General features: G+C 63.1%; 20 protein-coding genes and 1 riboswitch. Of the genes, 8 read left to right on the forward strand and 12 right to left on the reverse strand.

Features of this window, described 5'->3' with window-relative positions; all coding sequences use genetic code 11:
- Together B3H86_RS04275 and B3H86_RS04280 are read right to left on the reverse strand one after the other, a co-directional pair.
- Window positions 1-800, reverse strand: an 800-nt coding sequence (locus tag B3H86_RS04275) for a ribokinase (protein ID WP_292051366.1), incomplete at its 3' end; no start/stop codon positions are given.
- Between the two features lie 90 nt (window positions 801-890).
- Window positions 891-1,703: a nucleoside hydrolase gene (locus B3H86_RS04280; RefSeq protein WP_422653071.1), complete on the reverse strand. Its 813-nt coding sequence runs from the start codon at window positions 1,701-1,703 to the stop codon at window positions 891-893.
- A 421-nt stretch (window positions 1,704-2,124) separates the two neighbouring features.
- Between B3H86_RS04280 and B3H86_RS04285 the strand changes: the two genes are divergently transcribed.
- Complete coding sequence (locus B3H86_RS04285; RefSeq protein WP_292051368.1) at window positions 2,125-2,694, forward strand: GNAT family N-acetyltransferase; 570 nt, start codon at window positions 2,125-2,127, stop codon at window positions 2,692-2,694.
- Between the two features lie 82 nt (window positions 2,695-2,776).
- Here the strand turns inward: B3H86_RS04285 and B3H86_RS04290 are convergent, their stop codons facing one another.
- Entirely contained in the window at window positions 2,777-3,037 is a 261-nt protein-coding gene (locus tag B3H86_RS04290) for a hypothetical protein (RefSeq protein WP_292051369.1), read from the reverse strand.
- 145 nt (window positions 3,038-3,182) lie between these two features.
- On the opposite strand from B3H86_RS04290, the gene B3H86_RS04295 reads away from it, so the two are divergent.
- The 3 genes from B3H86_RS04295 to B3H86_RS04305 are packed head-to-tail and all read left to right on the forward strand — an operon-like array spanning window position 3,183 to window position 5,711.
- Complete coding sequence (locus B3H86_RS04295) at window positions 3,183-3,875, forward strand: DsbA family oxidoreductase (protein WP_292051370.1); 693 nt, start codon at window positions 3,183-3,185, stop codon at window positions 3,873-3,875.
- A 40-nt stretch (window positions 3,876-3,915) separates the two neighbouring features.
- The gene (gene ubiA, locus B3H86_RS04300; RefSeq protein ID WP_292051371.1) at window positions 3,916-4,869 is read left to right on the forward strand and encodes a 4-hydroxybenzoate octaprenyltransferase; all 954 of its coding nucleotides are present in this window, start codon (window positions 3,916-3,918) and stop codon (window positions 4,867-4,869) included.
- Between the two features lie 23 nt (window positions 4,870-4,892).
- Window positions 4,893-5,711: a DUF3298 and DUF4163 domain-containing protein gene (locus tag B3H86_RS04305; protein WP_292051372.1), complete on the forward strand. Its 819-nt coding sequence runs from the start codon at window positions 4,893-4,895 to the stop codon at window positions 5,709-5,711.
- Between the two features lie 54 nt (window positions 5,712-5,765).
- On the opposite strand, the gene B3H86_RS04310 is transcribed toward B3H86_RS04305, so the two are convergent.
- Both B3H86_RS04310 and B3H86_RS04315 read right to left on the reverse strand, forming a co-directional pair.
- Window positions 5,766-5,969, reverse strand: coding sequence for a helix-turn-helix transcriptional regulator (locus B3H86_RS04310; RefSeq protein WP_292051373.1), 204 nt, complete (start codon window positions 5,967-5,969; stop codon window positions 5,766-5,768).
- Window positions 5,966-6,364, reverse strand: a complete 399-nt coding sequence (locus tag B3H86_RS04315; protein ID WP_292051374.1) for a hypothetical protein — start codon at window positions 6,362-6,364, stop codon at window positions 5,966-5,968. The genes B3H86_RS04310 and B3H86_RS04315 overlap by 4 nt, the downstream gene beginning before the upstream one ends.
- A gap of 150 nt (window positions 6,365-6,514) precedes the next feature.
- Between B3H86_RS04315 and B3H86_RS04320 the strand changes: the two genes are divergently transcribed.
- Window positions 6,515-7,168, forward strand: a complete 654-nt coding sequence (locus B3H86_RS04320; RefSeq protein ID WP_292051375.1) for a class I SAM-dependent methyltransferase — start codon at window positions 6,515-6,517, stop codon at window positions 7,166-7,168.
- A 75-nt stretch (window positions 7,169-7,243) separates the two neighbouring features.
- Window positions 7,244-8,095 (forward strand): KPN_02809 family neutral zinc metallopeptidase, encoded by an 852-nt coding sequence (ypfJ, locus tag B3H86_RS04325; protein ID WP_292051376.1) that lies wholly within the window; start codon window positions 7,244-7,246, stop codon window positions 8,093-8,095.
- A gap of 6 nt (window positions 8,096-8,101) precedes the next feature.
- On the opposite strand, the gene B3H86_RS04330 is transcribed toward ypfJ, so the two are convergent.
- Window positions 8,102-9,037 (reverse strand): aspartyl protease family protein, encoded by a 936-nt coding sequence (locus tag B3H86_RS04330; protein WP_292051377.1) that lies wholly within the window; start codon window positions 9,035-9,037, stop codon window positions 8,102-8,104.
- 144 nt (window positions 9,038-9,181) lie between these two features.
- Between B3H86_RS04330 and thrC the strand changes: the two genes are divergently transcribed.
- Window positions 9,182-10,564 (forward strand): threonine synthase, encoded by a 1,383-nt coding sequence (gene thrC, locus B3H86_RS04335; protein WP_292051378.1) that lies wholly within the window; start codon window positions 9,182-9,184, stop codon window positions 10,562-10,564.
- Here thrC and B3H86_RS04340 read toward each other — a convergent pair.
- Genes B3H86_RS04340 through B3H86_RS04350 form a run of 3 tightly spaced genes read right to left on the reverse strand, consistent with a single transcriptional unit; the run spans window position 10,561 to window position 12,447 of the window.
- Window positions 10,561-11,061 (reverse strand): NUDIX hydrolase, encoded by a 501-nt coding sequence (locus B3H86_RS04340; protein ID WP_292051379.1) that lies wholly within the window; start codon window positions 11,059-11,061, stop codon window positions 10,561-10,563. The two genes, thrC and B3H86_RS04340, sit on opposite strands and share 4 nt — an antisense overlap.
- Entirely contained in the window at window positions 11,058-12,002 is a 945-nt protein-coding gene (locus tag B3H86_RS04345) for a hypothetical protein (RefSeq protein ID WP_292051381.1), read from the reverse strand. Before B3H86_RS04345 ends, B3H86_RS04340 begins: the two co-directional genes overlap by 4 nt.
- A 46-nt stretch (window positions 12,003-12,048) precedes the next feature.
- Window positions 12,049-12,447 carry a MerR family transcriptional regulator gene (locus tag B3H86_RS04350; RefSeq protein WP_292051383.1) on the reverse strand — a complete coding sequence of 133 codons (399 nt, stop codon included), beginning with the start codon at window positions 12,445-12,447 and terminating at the stop codon, window positions 12,049-12,051.
- Between the two features lie 72 nt (window positions 12,448-12,519).
- On the opposite strand from B3H86_RS04350, the gene B3H86_RS04355 reads away from it, so the two are divergent.
- Window positions 12,520-13,263 carry a glutaredoxin gene (locus B3H86_RS04355; RefSeq protein WP_292051387.1) on the forward strand — a complete coding sequence of 248 codons (744 nt, stop codon included), beginning with the start codon at window positions 12,520-12,522 and terminating at the stop codon, window positions 13,261-13,263.
- Between the two features lie 13 nt (window positions 13,264-13,276).
- Here the strand turns inward: B3H86_RS04355 and B3H86_RS04360 are convergent, their stop codons facing one another.
- The 3 genes from B3H86_RS04360 to B3H86_RS04370 all read right to left on the reverse strand — a co-directional run bounded on the left by B3H86_RS04360 (window position 13,277) and on the right by B3H86_RS04370 (window position 16,213).
- Window positions 13,277-14,224: a homoserine kinase gene (locus B3H86_RS04360; RefSeq protein WP_292051388.1), complete on the reverse strand. Its 948-nt coding sequence runs from the start codon at window positions 14,222-14,224 to the stop codon at window positions 13,277-13,279.
- Window positions 14,225-14,229: 5 nt separating this feature from the next.
- Complete coding sequence (locus B3H86_RS04365) at window positions 14,230-15,960, reverse strand: homoserine dehydrogenase (protein ID WP_292051389.1); 1,731 nt, start codon at window positions 15,958-15,960, stop codon at window positions 14,230-14,232.
- A gap of 121 nt (window positions 15,961-16,081) precedes the next feature.
- Window positions 16,082-16,213 carry a hypothetical protein gene (locus B3H86_RS04370; protein ID WP_292051391.1) on the reverse strand — a complete coding sequence of 44 codons (132 nt, stop codon included), beginning with the start codon at window positions 16,211-16,213 and terminating at the stop codon, window positions 16,082-16,084.
- Window positions 16,214-16,407: 194 nt separating this feature from the next.
- Window positions 16,408-16,523: riboswitch (SAM riboswitch) on the forward strand.
- The last annotated feature ends 25 nt before the right edge of the window (window positions 16,524-16,548 follow it).

The raw sequence follows: 16,548 nt of genomic DNA on the forward strand, positions 1-16,548 counted from the left end.
GATTGCGCGCCTGCGCGGGTGCAGGCGACAGCGCCCGCGGCGCAGGCGAAATCGAGCGCGGCCTGTGGCTCCATGCCTTCCAGCAGGGCGACGGTGATGGCCCCGACGAAGGCATCGCCCGCGCCGACAGCATCCACGGCCTTGACCTGAGGCGGGGTAGACCACGCCATCTGTACGCCGCGATGGTACATGGCCGCACCGCGCGCGCCCTTGGTGATGACCACGCGCCCCCCACCGTGGTGCAGGGCATCGCCATAGAAGGCTGCTTCGGTCTCGTTGACGACAATCAGGTCGGCACGGCGCAGCAGCGCATCCGACACCGGAGCGGCAGGGGCGAGGTTGGCACAGACGAACTCGGTCGCACGGCCCACGGCTGCCTCAACCGTCGCGATTAGCAGTTCCAGCTGGACGATCAGCGGGGTTTCGATACGGGCCGGAAGCTGTTCGGGCTGGACATTGTGGTTGGCCCCCGCCGCGACGGTGATCTGGTTCTCGCCCTCGGCATCGACCGAGATCAGGGCCACGCCCGTCGGCTCGTCCGGATCGGTGACCACACCGTTCAGGTCCACGCCGTGGGCGTCCAGCAGGGCGGTGGCCGGAAGCGCCATCTCGTCATCGCCCACGCGACCGATCATGCACACCTCGGCCCCCAGCTTGCGGGCGGCCAGCGCCTGATTGGCACCCTTGCCGCCCGGATGGCGGGCCAGTGTCGCGCCCGTCACCGTCTCGCCCGCCTTGGGCAGGCTGGCACATGTGGCGACATAGTCGAGGTTGATCGAACCGACGACAGTGATCCTCATTTCGGCTCTCCGGCACGGGCCAGCAGCTGGCCGATCAGATAAAAAACCTCGCGGTCGCGCACGCCCTTGGCCCACAGGTGGCGGGTGTCCTCAGGCTTCACGCGGAACTCGACCGCGGTGTGGCCGCGGGTCAGGTCGCTGTCGCACTCCACGCGGATATCGGCGGGGGGGAGNNCGGATATCGGCGGGGACGACATCGAACAGTTCCGGTGCCAGCACATAGGCGACCGTACACGGATCATGCAGCGGGGCCGAATGCCAGCCGACGATCTCGCGCTCGATGCGCTGGGAGAAACGCAGCATGGCAGCCACGGTGCGGGCCGGATCGTTGTCGATGGCTTCGATGGTCTGGATGCGCTCTTCGCTGACACGGACCTGATGGGTCGCGTCCAGTCCCAGCATGACCACCTTGGCAGGGCTGCTCAGGACTTCGTGCGCGGCGTCGGGGTCAGCCCAGATGTTGAACTCGGCGCTGGCAGTGATGTTGCCGCCTTCACTGCGCGCGCCGCCCATCGCCACGACCTGTTTCAGGCGGCTGGCCAGCGAGGGTTCCTTGCGAAGGGCCAGCGCCAGATTGGTCATCGGCCCCATCATGATCAGGGTCACCTCGCCCGCGGGACGTTCCATGACCAGACGGATCAGGGCATCGGCGGCGGGCTCGGCCTCGACGCCCTTGCGGGTTTCAAAAGGCGACAGGTCACCCAGCCCCTCGGCCCCGTGGAACTCTCCGGCACCGGCAGGGTTGCGGCGCAGCGGACGGTCCGCGCCCGCAAATACGGGCACATCCTCGCGTCCGGCGATCTGGCGCAGGATGCAGGCGTTACGGGCCGTCGCGGTGGCGGGCACATTGCCGCCCACCGTCGTCACCGCCAGCAGCTCGATCTGGTCGGTCGCAAAGGCCATCTGAAGTCCGGTGGCGTCATCCACCCCGGGGTCGCAATCAATGATAAGTGGTATCTTCACCACTCTTCACTGCTCTGCCTGCGCCGCCAAGGCAAGCCGTTGCGACATGCCTTTTTAAGACCCGTGATGTGCTGTCAGAAAAAACTCATAATTCTGTCCGCCCGATCAAGGAACCTTCCGACGAGGTGACAGTTTCCATGATTGAACCGAACGGGTTTTCCCCACCCCCCAATCCGTACGGTTCCGGCGGCCCGGTCAACACGCCCCCCGACTGAGAAACCGGGCCGCCCCCCATTCTTCCCATCAAGTACGCCAAGGGCCTGGGACAGATTACGGGACCCGCAATTTGTCGCGCCTGAAAAGCTCGTTTTCCTGCATCTGGCATCTTGCGCGGGACGCACCGCAGGTAGAGCATGGTTCCATGAGCTCCGCCCCGGTACCCGCCCCGATTATCGAGACCGAACGCCTCAATCTAAGGCCTTTTGCAGCTGACGATTTCGCAGCTTATGCCGCCTATCACGTCCGGGGTGACGTTTACCGTTACCTGTATTCGGCACCCCCCGATCGCGAGACCCTGCAGCGGCAATATACGTCGGTGGTCCGGCCTGTTTTCGCGCGCGAAGGCGATGTGTTCAAACTGGCCGTTGTCATCAGGGAAACCGGCCAGCTGGTCGGCGAGGTCCTGCTGAAGTTCGCAAACGAGAACGCCCTACAGGGCGAGGTCGGCTATATTTTCGACCCCACCTACGCGGGCAAGGGCTACGCCACCGAGGCCACGCGGGCCATCATCGACTATGGCTTCAGACATCTGGGCCTTCATCGCATCTTTGCCCGACTGGACACCGCCAACCGCGGATCGATCGGCGTGGTCGAGCGGCTGAAACTGCGGCGCGAGGCTCATTTCATCGAGAATGACCGGTTCAGCGGCATTTGGGGCGATGAGTTCGTCTATGCCGTACTGAACCACGAGTGGACATCGCGGAAAGACTGAAACGCGGTCCGGTCGCACCCTGCAATAAAAGCCCGCTACCCTCCCGGTAGCGGGCTTTTATGTTTCTCGTGGGCCCGGCCTGTTACCAATAAATACCCGGGCAGGAGCCGACCGGTTCGTCGATATAGTAAGGCGTCACCGTGCCGACCACCGGACGCTGGCTCAGACGGCCATTGTTGCAGGTATCCATACGCATACCGGCCATCGTCGTCAGAGAGGCATCCGTATAATAGGTGCGCATATACATGATGCTGGCGGCATAGGCCTGAATGCCCACACCCGCCGTGGCAATAGCCGCTGCAAGCGCAGCCACACCGAGCAGGCGCTTCTTGGTCACAGTCATAGTCTTCCCTCCAAAAGTGCCGGATTGGCCAGGAAAGCTCACAACCACAGGTTGCAATTGTCAAGCCAGCCCTGCCTGACCTTGCATGAAGGCGCATGCGCTCCATATTGGAATGCAACACACCCTGTTCCATAAGGCGTTTCCCGTGGCCGAGACTGCTCCCCTGAAGATCGACTTTGTCTCCGATGGGATGTGCCCGTGGTGCGTCATCGGCCTTGGCGGCCTGAACAAGGCACTTGAGGAACTGAAGCCCGAGGGCATTCAGGCCAACCTCACCTGCCAGCCGTTCGAACTGAACCCCGACATGGCCCCTGAAGGGGAAAACATTGTCGAGCATATCGGACGCAAATACGGCTCCACACCGGAACAGTCGGCAGCAAACCGCGAGATGATCCGCCAACGCGCTGCAGAGGTCGGGTTCGACATGCGCATGGGCGAAGACTCGCGCATCTGGAACACCTTTGATGCCCACCGCCTGCTCCACTGGGCGCACGAGGTCGCGCCCCAGCGTCAGGAAACCCTGAAACAAGCCTTGTTCACCGCCCACTTTACCGAAGGGCGCAACGTTTCCGACGCGGGCGTGCTCACGCAGGTAGCCGAAAGCGTCGGCTTCGACCGCGCCGAAGCGGCAGAGATCCTGGCCTCGGGCCGCTATGCCCGCGAGGTCCGCGATGCCGAACAGCTTTGGCTGTCACGCGGCATTCGCTCGGTGCCGGCAGTGGTGGTCAACGACCAGTATCTGATCTCGGGTGGCCAGCCCCCCGAAGTCTTCGCCGCCGCCCTTCGCCAGATCGCCGCAGAGACGAAGGGCAAGGCTTCGGGTCAAGGCACTGCATAAGAACGGTTGTTCCGCACACAATCGGGGTTAAACACAGGGGATGACGACTGCCCCTCTGCCCGATGCGACCTCTGACAACTGGGTCGACCGCCACGCCCCGCAAAAGCTGAAGCCCTGGCTGAAGCTGGGCCGGTTCGACCGTCCCATCGGCACCTGGCTGCTGCTGCTGCCCGGATGGCAGGGTATTGCGCTGGCCCTGACCCAGAACGGCAAGGGCTTTGGCTGGTACGAGGCATGGCTGGTGCTCGCCTTTGCGCTCGGCTCGGCGCTGATGCGCGGGGCGGGCTGTGCGGTCAACGATATCGTGGACCGCGACTTTGACGCGCAGGTCGCCCGCACCGCCTCGCGCCCCATTCCTTCGGGACAGATCACCGCCAGACAGGCCGCCGCCTTTGTGGTCGGCATCTCTCTGGTCAGCTTCTGCATCCTGTTGACGATGAACCTGCTGGCGATCGGTCTGGGCTTCCTCAGCCTGTTCCTTGTCGCCGCCTATCCGTTCATGAAGCGCATTACCTGGTGGCCGCAGGCGTGGCTGGGCCTGACCTTCAACTGGGGTGCCCTGCTGGGCTTTGCGGCGGCCAGCTATGGCGTGGCGCTGGGTATGGGCGGCACCGTGGGTCTTGCGGCTGTGCTGCTTTATGTCGGCGGCCTGTTCTGGACACTGGGCTACGACACCATCTACGCGCTTCAGGACATCGAGGACGATGTAATGGCCGGGGTCAAATCCTCGGCCCGCCGGTTGGGCAACCGTGTCCGCCAAGGCGTTGCCATCTTCTATGCAATGGCCGTCATTCTGGCCGGGGCGGCTGGATATGTCGTCGGCGCGGGGCCGGTTTTCTGGGTCCTGCTGTTTGCCTATGCGGCACATTTTGTCTGGCAGACTGCCAAACTTCGCCCTGAAAATCCGGTTCTGGCGCTGAAACTCTTCAAATCCAATCGAGAAGCGGGTTTGATCCTTCTGGCCGCAATCGCGTTTAGCAAGATCGGTTTCTGATCCCCAATCGTGTGGATGTTCGTATGAAAAGCTCGCGTTCTCTCCGTCTGGCCCTTCTCGGTACAGCCGTGGCCTTCAGTCTGGCCGCCTGCAATCGGGGCGAAAAGCCCGCCGAGCCGCAGAAGACCGAGGCCACGGCGACAGTGGAAGGTCCGCTGACATATGAATCCACCACACCCTACGCCAAGGTGAAGCTGGTTCTTCCCGAGGCCGTAAAGGCTTTTCCGGCCCTTTATCAAAAGCTGTACAGCGACGAAGTGGGGGCCTTGAAAGACTATACCGAAGGGGCCCAATCGGATCGCAGCGAGTTCGGAAGCGCCGACCTCCCTCCCTATGAGAAGTCGATCTTCTACAGCGAGCCGGTCGAAACCAACCGCCTCTTCAGCATGCTTCGCACCGACTTCGACTATTCGGGCGGTGCCCACCCCAACACCACCGCGACGGGCGTGATCTGGGACAAGACGACCAACAAGCGCCTGTCCGCCGCAGACCTGTTTGCCGCCGATGCCGACAGGGCCGCGCTGAAGAAGACGCTGTGCGATGCCGTCAATGCCGCCAAGAAAGGGCGCCCCGGCTCGATCCCGCTGGCGGGCTCCAACACTTGGTCGTGCCCGGACCTGAAGGATCTGAGCGTCGTACTGGCTTCGGGTGACAAGGCGGGCAAGGCCTCCGGCCTGACCTTCCTGCTCGATGCCTATGCGGTCGGCCCCTATTCCGAAGGCCCCTACTATCTGACGATTCCGTTCAGCGCCCTGTCCAAGGGTCTGAACCCTGTCTTTGCCACCGAGTTTGAGGGCACCGGCAAGACGGGTGACGTCACCAACACCCTGCGTATCGAATAGCTTCGGCGTTCAGGGGGCCCCGCCGGTCAAAGCGGGGTCCCTTAAAGCCGCGTCTCAGCGCGCGGTATGGGGATTTTCGAAGATCTCTTCGACCGGCTTTCCGAACAGTGCCGCGATACGGTAGGCCAGATCCAGCGACGGATTGTGCTTGCCGTTCTCGAGCGCGATCACGGCCTGCCGGGACACGCCCAGATGCTCGCCGAGCTGTTCCTGCGTCCAGCCACGCTCGACGCGCAACAGCTTCAGACGGTTGTTCATTGGGTGAACCTCTCGACAACCGAAACGATCCCGAACAGGCCCCACATCACACAATAGGCCGCCCATCCTGCAGGGCCTTGTAAACCGGCGAAGGTTTCAAGGAAGCCCCAGACGGCAAAGATCGCCAGTGTGCCCATAGAAGCAATGATCAGGCGTCTGGCCGTCAGGGCCTTAAGAAACTCGTCCGCGCTGCGAAGATAGTTCAGGATCGCAACAATATGGGCGAGGATCGCCAGACCCGGCACCAGCGCCAGAGCGATGATCACAGGCCGCGCCAGATCGTACTCTACAGCGAATGACGCCGCCAGAATCCCCAAAGCATAGATCCCCATCGAGATCAGCGTGCCCGCAGCATAGGCCCGGCCTGCTGGCGTTGTGTCGTGTCGTGCCTTCATGTTGTCCTCCCTTGATGTAAGGATAACCTGACATCGCCGCTATGTTATGTCAACCTTACATTTTGTAAGGCCCGCATTACGTCTTGCCTTTCCTCGCGCGCACGCCCAGTTTGCCGCCGTTTTCTGTCCCGCCATTCCGGTCGCAAACCCTTGTCGCGCATCAAGAACCCCACCGAATTCATCCTCGGCAACACCCGCCTTCAGCCCGTCTCGCACACGCCGGAAATCCAGCTGTGGCTGGCCGACGAGATCACGCCCATCTGGCGTCTGACCGAGGAAGAGCTGGATGAAATGGGCGTACCGCCGCCCTTCTGGGCCTTTGCCTGGGCGGGCGGTCAGGCGCTGGCGCGCTGGCTGCTGGACCACCCGGGAGAATGTGCGGGCAAGACGGTTGTCGATCTGGCGACCGGATCGGGCCTTGTGGCCGTGGCGGCGATGAAGACGGGCGCGGCCTCGGTTCTGGCCGCCGACATCGATCCCTTCTGCGAGGCGGCTGTCGCCCTCAATGCCAAGGCCAATGGCGTCGAGATCGCCTTTACCGACACCAACCTGCTGAACAGCCCGCCGCCACAGGTGGACGTCATCTTTGCCGGAGACGTTTTCTACGAAAAGCCCATGGCCGAAGCGGTGCTGGAATGGCTGCTCGCAGCCAGAAAAAACGGGACGCGCGTGCTGGTTGGCGATCCGGGACGAAACTATTTCCCCAAATCGGGCCTTACCTTCCTCAGTGAGTACACGGTGCCGACCACGCGCGAGCTGGAAGACCAGGAGGTCAAACGCTCAAGGGTCTGGTCACTGGATTGATCAATGCAAGGCTTTGCTTGGCGAACGCAGGTTTACTGCCTTACGCTATGGCAAAGACAGGGAAGGACCGGGCCAATGGAATGGCGAGGCGGACGTCGCGGTGGCGGCATTGAGGATCGTCGCGGAATGGGCGGCGGGGCCGTGGCGGGTGGCGGCATCGGGGCGCTGATCATTGCCGGCCTGCTCTATTTCTTCTTCGATGTTGACCCGCGGACGACCCAGCAGGTCGCCGGACAGCTCGGCGGTCTGGGTCAGGCCGGATCGCAGGAAGGCCGTCGCGGCACGCCCGAGGATGATGCCGGACAGTTCGTCGATGTGATCGGCACCAATCTGAACGATGTGTGGTCGCAGCATCTGGAGGGCTATCGCCCGCCGGTGACGGTTCTGTACGAACAGGGCACCCAGACCGGCTGTGGCTATGGTCAGGCCGCGATGGGCCCCTTCTATTGTCCCGCCGACCAGAAGGTCTACATCGACCTCGGCTTCTGGGAAGAACTGCAACGCATGGGTGGATCGGGGGCCGACTTCGCCAAGGCCTATGTGATCGCCCATGAATACGGACACCACGTCCAGCGCCTGGTCGGGGCCACCGAACAGGTCCAGCGCGCCCAGCAGAACGCCCGCACCCGCGCCGAGGGCAACCGCTATTCGGTCGCTCTGGAACTGCAGGCCGACTGTTTCGCGGGCATGTGGGCCCGTAACGCCAGCGCGGTTTCCGGTGGTGCGGTCAGCGTGACCGACAGCGATCTGGCCGAGGGCATGAAGACCGCAGCCGCCATCGGCGATGATGCGATCCAGAGCCGTGGCGGCGGTCGCGTTTCGCCCGAAAGCTTCACCCACGGCTCGTCTGAAGAGCGGATGCAGTGGCTGCGTCGCGGCTATCAGACCGGCGATCCCAACGCCTGTAATACGTTCGAGAACCTGTAACCGGCCCTAGCCGACCGTCAGGTCCAGATCACGACTGACGAAAAGCTGGTTCTGACCAAGGTTCAGGGCCAGCTTTTTGTTTCTGAACGCCGCCATGCCCAACAGGGCATCCGGATAGCCCGGCAGATCGGACGCCGGGAAAATCGCAACCCGCGTGTCGGACCATTGCTTGTCGCCCAGTGTCACCGTCGATACCCGCACCCAGCGGGCCCTGGTGACACCGCCCAGCACAAGACTGGTGCCTTCCTCGGCACGTCGTCCGTCGTTGAGGCCGATGGATTGGGCATAGGGTTCGGTCACCGCCAGCAGCGAAGACGCTCCGGTATCCACGACGGCACGTACCGGTTTTCCCTCCACCTGCACGACGGCAGACAGGGCATCGCCGGACATCTCGACCGGAGCCGACCATAGCTGTGGCGGGGCCTTCCAGCTTTCCGGACTGGTGAACCGCACGACCTTCCGCTCCCAGTCCAACTCGATCACGCTTTCACGCATCAGATCGCGCCCGATGATCAGGTCCACCCCGATAGAGGGATCGCGGGCCAGCGGCCCCAGATCAAGCAGGGCCGTGCGAAGTCGTGACACCCGCGCCCCCGGCAGGTCGATATCGACCGTCATCCCCCTGCCGACCTGTGCCTGACCGCCAACGCCATAGGCGATCACCGGCATGTTGAACGATGCCGCGCTCAGGCTTTGGGCAAAGGCCTGGTCCATTACCGAGTACTGGGCCCCGGAATCGATAAGTGCGCGTACGGCGCGGCCTTCGATCCGCACCTCGACAACGGGCACATCCACAACCGCACTGACCAGCGGATGCCATGTCTGTGTCCCGTCAAAGGCGATGGCCGGTCGCCCCCACCACAAACGGTCTTTCAGCCAGAATCCGGCCCCGACAGCCGAAGCCGCCAAAGCACCACGCAACAGGAATGACCGTCGGTTCATCCCTCACACTTGGCGCGAATGCCGGACAAAATCCACCACCGTCTAGAGAACAGGCAACTTCTTGCTCAAAATCGCAAATTCATAGCGTTGCAGCGCAACATAATCCATGACGACCCGCCCCGATCAGTTTAGACATGCAGGGTGATGACCAACTCGCCTGACCGATATCTGTCGACGCGCGGCCACGCCGCAAACGAAACCTTTGCCGACGCCCTGCTGCGCGGGATCGCGCCCGATGGCGGCCTGTACATGCCGCAGGCCTGGCCGACACTCTCCAGTCTGAAACAGACCAAGGACGCCGACTATTCCATCATCGCCCGCGAGGTGCTGGCCCCCTTCGTCGGTCAAAGCCTTCCGGCCGGAGCGGTCGAGCGGGCGATTGCAAAGCTCGTCGCCGGTTTTGACCACCCGCTGGTCACGCCTCTGGTCGAACTGGAATCGGGGCTGTTCGTCCTCGAACTGTTCCGTGGCCCGACCGCGGCGTTCAAGGATCTGGCCATGCAACTGGTCGCGGCCCTGTCGGACGAGGCGCTGGAAGCCTCGGGCGAGACGCTGACCCTACTGACGGCCACCAGCGGCGATACCGGTGCCGCCGCCGTGCGCGCCTTTGCGGGCAAGAAGCGGATCAAGCTGGTCGTTCTGCACCCGCTGGATCGCGTGTCGCCGATCCAGCGCAAACAGATGACCACGGTCGAGGCGGACAATGTCCTGAACCTTGCCGTCCGTGGCGATTTCGACGACTGCCAGCGTCTGGTCAAACAGCTTCTGGCCGATGAATCCTTGCGCGAACGCGGGCGTCTGTCGTCGGTGAACTCGATCAACTGGGGCCGTCTGGCCGGACAGATTCCCTATTATGTCTCGGCCACCCTGCAACTGGGTCAGGCCGCGCATTTTGTGGTGCCGACCGGAAACTTCGGCGATGCCTTTGCCGGTATAGCGGCCAAGAAGATGGGTCTGCCCGTCGCCGGTATGACCGCCGCGGTCAACCAGAACGACGCCCTCGCCCGCGCCATCAACGAAGGCCTCTATGACCGTCGTCCGGCGGTCGAAAGCGCCAGCGTGTCGATGGATGTGCAAGCCCCGTCGAACTTCGAGCGACTGGTGTTCGAGGCCTCGAACCGCGATGCCGACCAGACCCGCAAACTGTTCGAGGACTTTGCCCGCGACGGTACCGTCACCCTGCCCGATGACCTGCGCAAGGCACTGAACAGCGAGACGGCTGCGGTCTCGGTGGACGAAGCGACCACCGCCGCCGAAATCCGCCATGCCTATGAGGCGTGGGGCCGTGTCGTCTGTCCGCACACCGCCGTGGCCCTTCATGCGGCCCGCAAGATCGACCGCAACGGCGCACCGGTCGTCGCCCTGTCGACGGCGCACCCGTCGAAGTTCGGCGGCTATGTCGAAAGCGTTCTGGGCATCACGCCCGAGCCTGCTCCGGTGATCGCCGCCTTGGGCGACAAGCCCGAGCGCCTGTCGATCATCGACAGCGACTATGCCTCGGCCCGCGACGCCGTCGGCAGTTTCTAGAGTGAACCCACGGCCTTGGCGCGGAACAGCGCCAGGGCCGACAGGGTAAAGCCATCCTCTATCCGGCCCTCCGCCAAGGCGGTGTCCACATCCGCGAGCGGTAAAAGCCTGCGCCCCGCCGCTTCCTTGTCCGGTTCGGCGTGTGGGGTCGCGGCATCGATCCGCGCTAGAAACAGGGCAATACGCGAGGACATGATCCCCGTATTGGGGCGCACATGGCCCAGCAAGGTGAAGGCCGAAGGCGGCAGGTCGTAACCCGTCTCTTCCTTGAGTTCGCGCCGCGCACAGGTCAGGGCATCCTCGCCCGCCTCGCCAAAGCCGCGCGGGATTTCGAGGGTCAGCTGATGGCCCTGCGACGGGCGTTTCATCTCCAGCAACAGGATGGCGTCTCCGACGAGCGGCAGTACCGCCGCCCCTTCGCCGCCCGTGTTTTCCTCGACGATATGGAACGGGCCGTCCTTCACGACGCGGAACCACGGGTTTTCATAGACGATCATCGTATCTCGACCCCCATCGATTGGGTCAGGCGTGGATAGAGGCCGAACCAGTTCCGGCGTGTCGCCCATTTGAACGATGTATCCTGAAGTTTGTTCTCGACAAAACTGACAGCCTCGTCGGTCAGAAACTCGACCAACTGCCCTGCACCAAAGGCGGTGACCAGATCAAAACCCTTCAGGGCATATTCAAACAGTTTGCGCTGCTCGCCAAAGGCAACCGCGCCGACACCCACCGACAGCAGGCTGATCGGTACACGATCCAGCACAGCTATGCGGTCCATCACAAAGGCCTCGCCCGAGGCCACAAACAGGCCGTTGTAGCAGGCATCGATAACTTCCAGTTTGAACTGGACCGCATCTTCGCCCAACAGCTCTTCACTCGCCTGATACCACATGGAGCGCGAGCCCAGATCAGGGGCCCGCCGCAACAGATCACGAAGCGGCTTTTCCAGTTCGTGGCGGTCGGCCTGCCATTGGGCCAGAGAAGCGGAGGCCATTACCGCATCGGACAGCGACCGGCTGTGCAAACTGACCGGCGAGTAGGCGGGCTTGATGCGCCGCAGATTGCGATCGAGCGTATGCAGTTCGGATTTGAAATGGGCCAGATCAAGACCCGTCAAATCCTGTTTGCAGCACTGGAAACGGGCCAGATAGTGGTTGGGCGGCAGGTTGTCGAAATAGTCTTCCATCGACTCCGGAGCCGATGCGCCCGGCACGCGGATGACCACACCCCCGCGCCCTTCCTTGCTCATCGACCAGCGCCGCACGAGCGAATTGTCCAGCAACCGCCCCATGCCCGCATTATCCAGCAGCAGGTTCGGTGTCAGGATCGCCCCCTTGGACAGGGCGATGGACATCAGGAAACGCTTTTCCAGCTCGAACGGCGACAAACGGCGAACCGGGTCACAGTTCGCCAGAAACATCTTTTCTTTTAACAGCATACGCTACCCCCAACGCACACAGGTTAGGGGCTGGAAACCTTATGGTCTAGCTTTCGGAAGCCATTTCAAAGGCTTCGATAATGGGACAGGTTTCGCCCTCCCCGCTGGCGCAGGTACGGGCCAGCGACCGCAAGGCATCGCGCACGCCCTGCAGCTCCTTCAGGCGCGCCTCGATTTCCTCCAGCCGTACACGAGCCAGATGCAAGACCTCGCTACGATCCTGCGCAGGGTCCAGCGCGACCAGCTCCCCGATCTGGGTCAGGGTAAAGCCCGCTTTTTGGGCCGAGCGGATGAAGTTCAACCGCTTCAAATCGCCCGCGCTATACAGGCGATACCCGCTGCCACGCGGGGGCGTCGGCATAAGTCCGCGTCGCTGGTAGAAGCGGATGGTTTCCACTCCCACATCACCGGCCTGTGCCAGTTGGCCAATCGTCATATCGGGCATGGTTGACTCCGTACCGTGGTACGGAGCGTACATGGGTCTCCGTTGAACAGTTTCAAGACAGGAGCGCCGCGTATGGCCGCACCACAAAAGAAGGCCGTCCTTTATCGGATGGCGATAGGCAAGAGCATGTGTCCGTGGGGGCTGCGCGCAAAGTCCCTGCTGAAATCCAAGGGGTATCAGGTGGAAGACCACCTGCTGCTGACGCGCGAGGAAACCGACGCGTTCAAGGCCAAGCACGATGTCAAATCCACCCCGCAAATCTTCATCGATGGCGAGCGGATCGGCGGTTTTGACGACACCCGCCGCTATCTGGGGGTGAAGGTGCCCGATCCGAAATCGACCACCTATACGCCTGTGCTGATGGTGTTTTTCGTCACCGCCCTGATGGCGATGGCAGTCAGCTATCAGGCCTATCGGTCGCCCTTCACCCTGCATGCCGCCGAATGGTTCATCAGCCTGAGCATGTGCGCGCTGGCCATGCTGAAGCTCCAGAACCTCGACGGGTTTGCCACGGGTTTCCTGAACTATGACCTGCTGGCGCGCCGCTGGGTGCCCTATGCGTGGATCTACCCGTTTGCGGAACTGGGCGCGGGTGTTCTGATGACGGCGCATGTGCTGACGTGGATTTCGGCCCCCGTCGCCCTGTTCATCGCCACCATCGGCGCGTGGTCGGTGTTCAAGGCCGTCTATATCGACAAGCGCGAACTGAAATGCGCCTGCGTCGGTTCGGACAGCCGCGTGCCGCTGGGCGCACTGTCTCTGACGGAAAACCTGATGATGATCGGCATGGCCATCTGGATGCTGGCCCGCCTGTAAGCGGCAACCCCCGTCAGGCGCTGACGGGGGACTGCCACCATTCCATCCGCTTCCAGAAGGGCGCCGGATCCTTGGGCGTCACGAAATGCGCCGGATCATGGAACAGACGGTCATGGAGGCGGGTCAGGGTAAAGCGCACCACCGAGGCCTGACCCAATAGCGGCAGAAGCGATGCCTCTCTGGCCGACAGGGGGCGCACCGATTCATAACCGGCACGGAAGGCCGACAGCGCCGTCTCGTCGGCCCGCCCCTCGGCGTCAAAGCCCCACGCGCTGAGCGCCACAGCCAGATCATAGGCCAGTGCGCCCGTGCAGCCGAAATAGAAGTCGATCCCCCCGCCGATCCTGTCGCCGTCGAACAGGACATTGTCGGGGAAATAGTCGGCGTGGATCGCGCCCTGCGGCAAAAGCTGCGGATCGAACAGTTTTTCCAGTTCGGGCATCAGCCGCTCGATCTGGTCGAGCATGGCGGCATCCGCACCTTGCGCCCGCTCGGCGCTGCGGTCGGCCAGCTCGCGCCAGCGGCGAGGCCCGACGGGGTTGTCCCGCGTCTGGCCAAAGCCACGCGATTTCAGATGAAGATCGGCCAGAGTCGCGCCGGCCAGACGCACATCGACCTCGGACGGACGGCGCTTCCACGCGCCCGCCGCCCATTCGACCAGTGCTGCAGGGCGGCCCTTCAGCTCGCCCTGCAAACGACCGTCCAGATCGGCCACCGGCGACGGCGTGGCAAAACCCGCCGCCCCCAGATGCTGCATCAGGCCGAGGCAGTACGGCAGTCCGGCCTGTTCCTCACGCCCCTCAAACAGGGTCAGGACATAGGCGCTGTCGCGGGTCCGGACCCGATAGTTCGTGTTCTGAACACCCTCTGCAATCGGTGTGAATTCAATCACTTCCGATATGGGCCAAGCCTTGAGAAAGGCCTTGGCCTCGGCATCCAGAACGGGCGTGAAAACTGCCATAAGGTTTAGACCAACTCTGCCGCTGCGCGTCGTGCACGGACGATGTCGGCGACGTCAGCCAGAACGCTTTCCGTCGTCGCCCAGCGACCGGCACCGCGTCCCTTGCACAGCCAGACACGACCGTCCGCGCCGTGGACCTTGAGCGCATTCCGCTCGCCGTTCAAGGACTGGAACAGAGCATCTTGAAGGTTGTCGTTCAGGCGCACGCTGGCATCCAACTGGCCACCCTTGTTGAAGCAGGCACCGATCTGGCGCACCGGCGCGTGACCGACCGGCGTGGCCGCCGAAAGCACGTCGCTGGGCACCTCGTCCGGCACGCGGCCAAAGGCTTCATAGGACAGCAGTTTCACCTTGGCGGCGGCATCGCGGCCTTCCAGATCCGACGACGGATCTTCCTCGGCAAAACCTGCGGCGCGGGCGTCGGCCAGGGCGTCGGCAAAGGCTGCGCCCTCGCCCAGACGCTCAAGCATGAAGTTGACGGTGCCGTTCAGCACGGCCTCGAAGCCGGCCACCTCGCCTGCCGCACGGGCGGCGCGCAGCGTCTCGATCATCGGCGAGCCGCCGCCGACCGAGGCCGACCATGCCACGCGGGCACCATTGGCATCGGCCAGTTTCTGCAGACCTTCAGGATCAAGGGCCACGGCCTGTTTATTGGCGCTGACCACGTCACAGCCCTGCTCCAGAGCGCGGCGGATCAGGTCATGCCCCGCCTGACCTTCGGACAGGGCCTCGACCACCAGATCGGGCTTCTTGGCCAGAAGGGCGTCGACGTCATTGCTGAACAGTTCCTGCGGACAGTCCACATCACGGCGTTTGAACGGGTCGCGTACCAACACACCGACGACCTCGAAACCGTTGTCCCAGAGCAGGCGGTTCAGCAGACCACCGCCCACCACGCCGCAACCGGCAACAACCACCTTAAGCGGCTTCTCCGGCGATACCGGCCCAGGAGGCGCGTTGCGATGGCCCACCACCGTGCCTTCGGCACGACCAAGCGCAGCCACTTCGATCTCCACACCGCGTTTTTCGCCAAGGTCGATGGCATCATGCTGAACCAGCGCGCCACCCAGTTGGCGGGCCGTCTCCCACGAGGCGCGGCGGTAACGCTGTGGCGTGCCCGAGGCCGAGGCCGGATCGCGGTCGTAGAGGCCATCCACGTCCTTGACCAGACGCACCTTGTCCAGCCCCAGTTCGGCGGCCAGAACCACCGCCGTCAGGTCCGATCCGCCACGGCCCAGAAGCGCCACGCGGCCACATTCGCGCACCGCACCAAAGCCCGGCACCACAACCACCTCATGCTGGGCCAGAGCCTCGCGCAGGTTGTTGTTCTTCAGCGCCACAGGACGGGCGTGCTGCGAAGGGCCCTCTGCCGAAATCCCCAACTGCTGCACCGACAGGCCGACCGCATCCAGACCCACACGGTCACAGGCGATCGCCACCAGGGCCGCCGCGCGCTCCTCGCCCAGAACCACATAGGCGGGCAGCAGTTCATTGTCGTGGTCGAGCCCCAGTTGGCGGGCTTCGGACAGCAGCTTGTCCGTCTCGCCGGCAAGGGCCGAGACCACGGCCACCACCTTACGGCCACGGCGTACATGGCCATAGATTTCGCTGGCGACCGCCGGAGCGTCGGCGGGGCTCTTCAGCACGGACGAACCGAATTTCAACACCACAACATCGGCATCGTGGGCCGGCTGAGGTTTCTGGTTTTCGGCAACAAGGGCGAGATTGGCGGACATGGGATTTTCCTGGGGTCGGTAGTCAGTTCGGCAAGATCGGGATGGGTTCGGGGCATGAAAAAACCCGCCTCGGATGCTCCGGGCGGGTTCGGGTTTTGCACTTCGCCTCAGTCGGCGCGCGTCAACCTGTACCCGCCCGCAAGGGCATGGTGGTGGTACCGCCAATAGTGGTCATGCCGGTGATGACAGACGCGCCAAAACCCATCGCCGAAGCGATGAGGCTCAGTTCCGTTCTGTCGATGCGGTTGGCCACGTCGGAAGGTCCAAGGCTGAAATATCGTTGTCCCTAGGGTGATCGACGATGCTGCACCGCGTCAACCCCCTTGCAGCAAAATTTTTCAAAATCTGACTGACGGAGACATCTTCGCGCCAAGCGCGGCCAAAACAAATACATATGGGGTGAAATTTTTCACTTGACCCGCGGTCGCTCAATCCGCAGTTTGAAATCACTCATCAAGACCGACCGAGGGATTAGGCCCTTTGACGTCGGGGCAACCATCGGGTTCCGCCCGAAACGGTGCCAACTCCTGCGGGATGCTTTCGGGCGTCACGAGAGATGAGTGGAGCGTCGACGAGGCGGCGCACCAC

Source organism: Brevundimonas sp. UBA5866 (assembly GCF_002432125.1).
In the GTDB taxonomy this organism is placed as follows: Bacteria; Pseudomonadota; Alphaproteobacteria; order Caulobacterales; family Caulobacteraceae; genus Brevundimonas.

What these genes read in the sequence shown, in the direction of transcription:
- B3H86_RS04285 (WP_292051368.1), top strand. Translation starts at nt 2,125, where the DNA reads ATGAGCTCCGCCCCGGTACCCGCCCCGATTATCGAGACCGAACGCCTC.
- B3H86_RS04290 (WP_292051369.1), bottom strand. Translation starts at nt 3,037, where the DNA reads ATGACTGTGACCAAGAAGCGCCTGCTCGGTGTGGCTGCGCTTGCAGCG.
- ubiA (WP_292051371.1), top strand. Translation starts at nt 3,916, where the DNA reads ATGACGACTGCCCCTCTGCCCGATGCGACCTCTGACAACTGGGTCGAC.
- B3H86_RS04305 (WP_292051372.1), top strand. Translation starts at nt 4,893, where the DNA reads ATGAAAAGCTCGCGTTCTCTCCGTCTGGCCCTTCTCGGTACAGCCGTG.
- B3H86_RS04310 (WP_292051373.1), bottom strand. Translation starts at nt 5,969, where the DNA reads ATGAACAACCGTCTGAAGCTGTTGCGCGTCGAGCGTGGCTGGACGCAG.
- B3H86_RS04315 (WP_292051374.1), bottom strand. Translation starts at nt 6,364, where the DNA reads ATGAAGGCACGACACGACACAACGCCAGCAGGCCGGGCCTATGCTGCG.
- ypfJ (WP_292051376.1), top strand. Translation starts at nt 7,244, where the DNA reads ATGGAATGGCGAGGCGGACGTCGCGGTGGCGGCATTGAGGATCGTCGC.
- B3H86_RS04330 (WP_292051377.1), bottom strand. Translation starts at nt 9,037, where the DNA reads ATGAACCGACGGTCATTCCTGTTGCGTGGTGCTTTGGCGGCTTCGGCT.
- thrC (WP_292051378.1), top strand. Translation starts at nt 9,182, where the DNA reads ATGACCAACTCGCCTGACCGATATCTGTCGACGCGCGGCCACGCCGCA.
- B3H86_RS04340 (WP_292051379.1), bottom strand. Translation starts at nt 11,061, where the DNA reads ATGATCGTCTATGAAAACCCGTGGTTCCGCGTCGTGAAGGACGGCCCG.
- B3H86_RS04345 (WP_292051381.1), bottom strand. Translation starts at nt 12,002, where the DNA reads ATGCTGTTAAAAGAAAAGATGTTTCTGGCGAACTGTGACCCGGTTCGC.
- B3H86_RS04350 (WP_292051383.1), bottom strand. Translation starts at nt 12,447, where the DNA reads ATGCCCGATATGACGATTGGCCAACTGGCACAGGCCGGTGATGTGGGA.
- B3H86_RS04355 (WP_292051387.1), top strand. Translation starts at nt 12,520, where the DNA reads ATGGCCGCACCACAAAAGAAGGCCGTCCTTTATCGGATGGCGATAGGC.
- B3H86_RS04360 (WP_292051388.1), bottom strand. Translation starts at nt 14,224, where the DNA reads ATGGCAGTTTTCACGCCCGTTCTGGATGCCGAGGCCAAGGCCTTTCTC.
- B3H86_RS04365 (WP_292051389.1), bottom strand. Translation starts at nt 15,960, where the DNA reads ATGTCCGCCAATCTCGCCCTTGTTGCCGAAAACCAGAAACCTCAGCCG.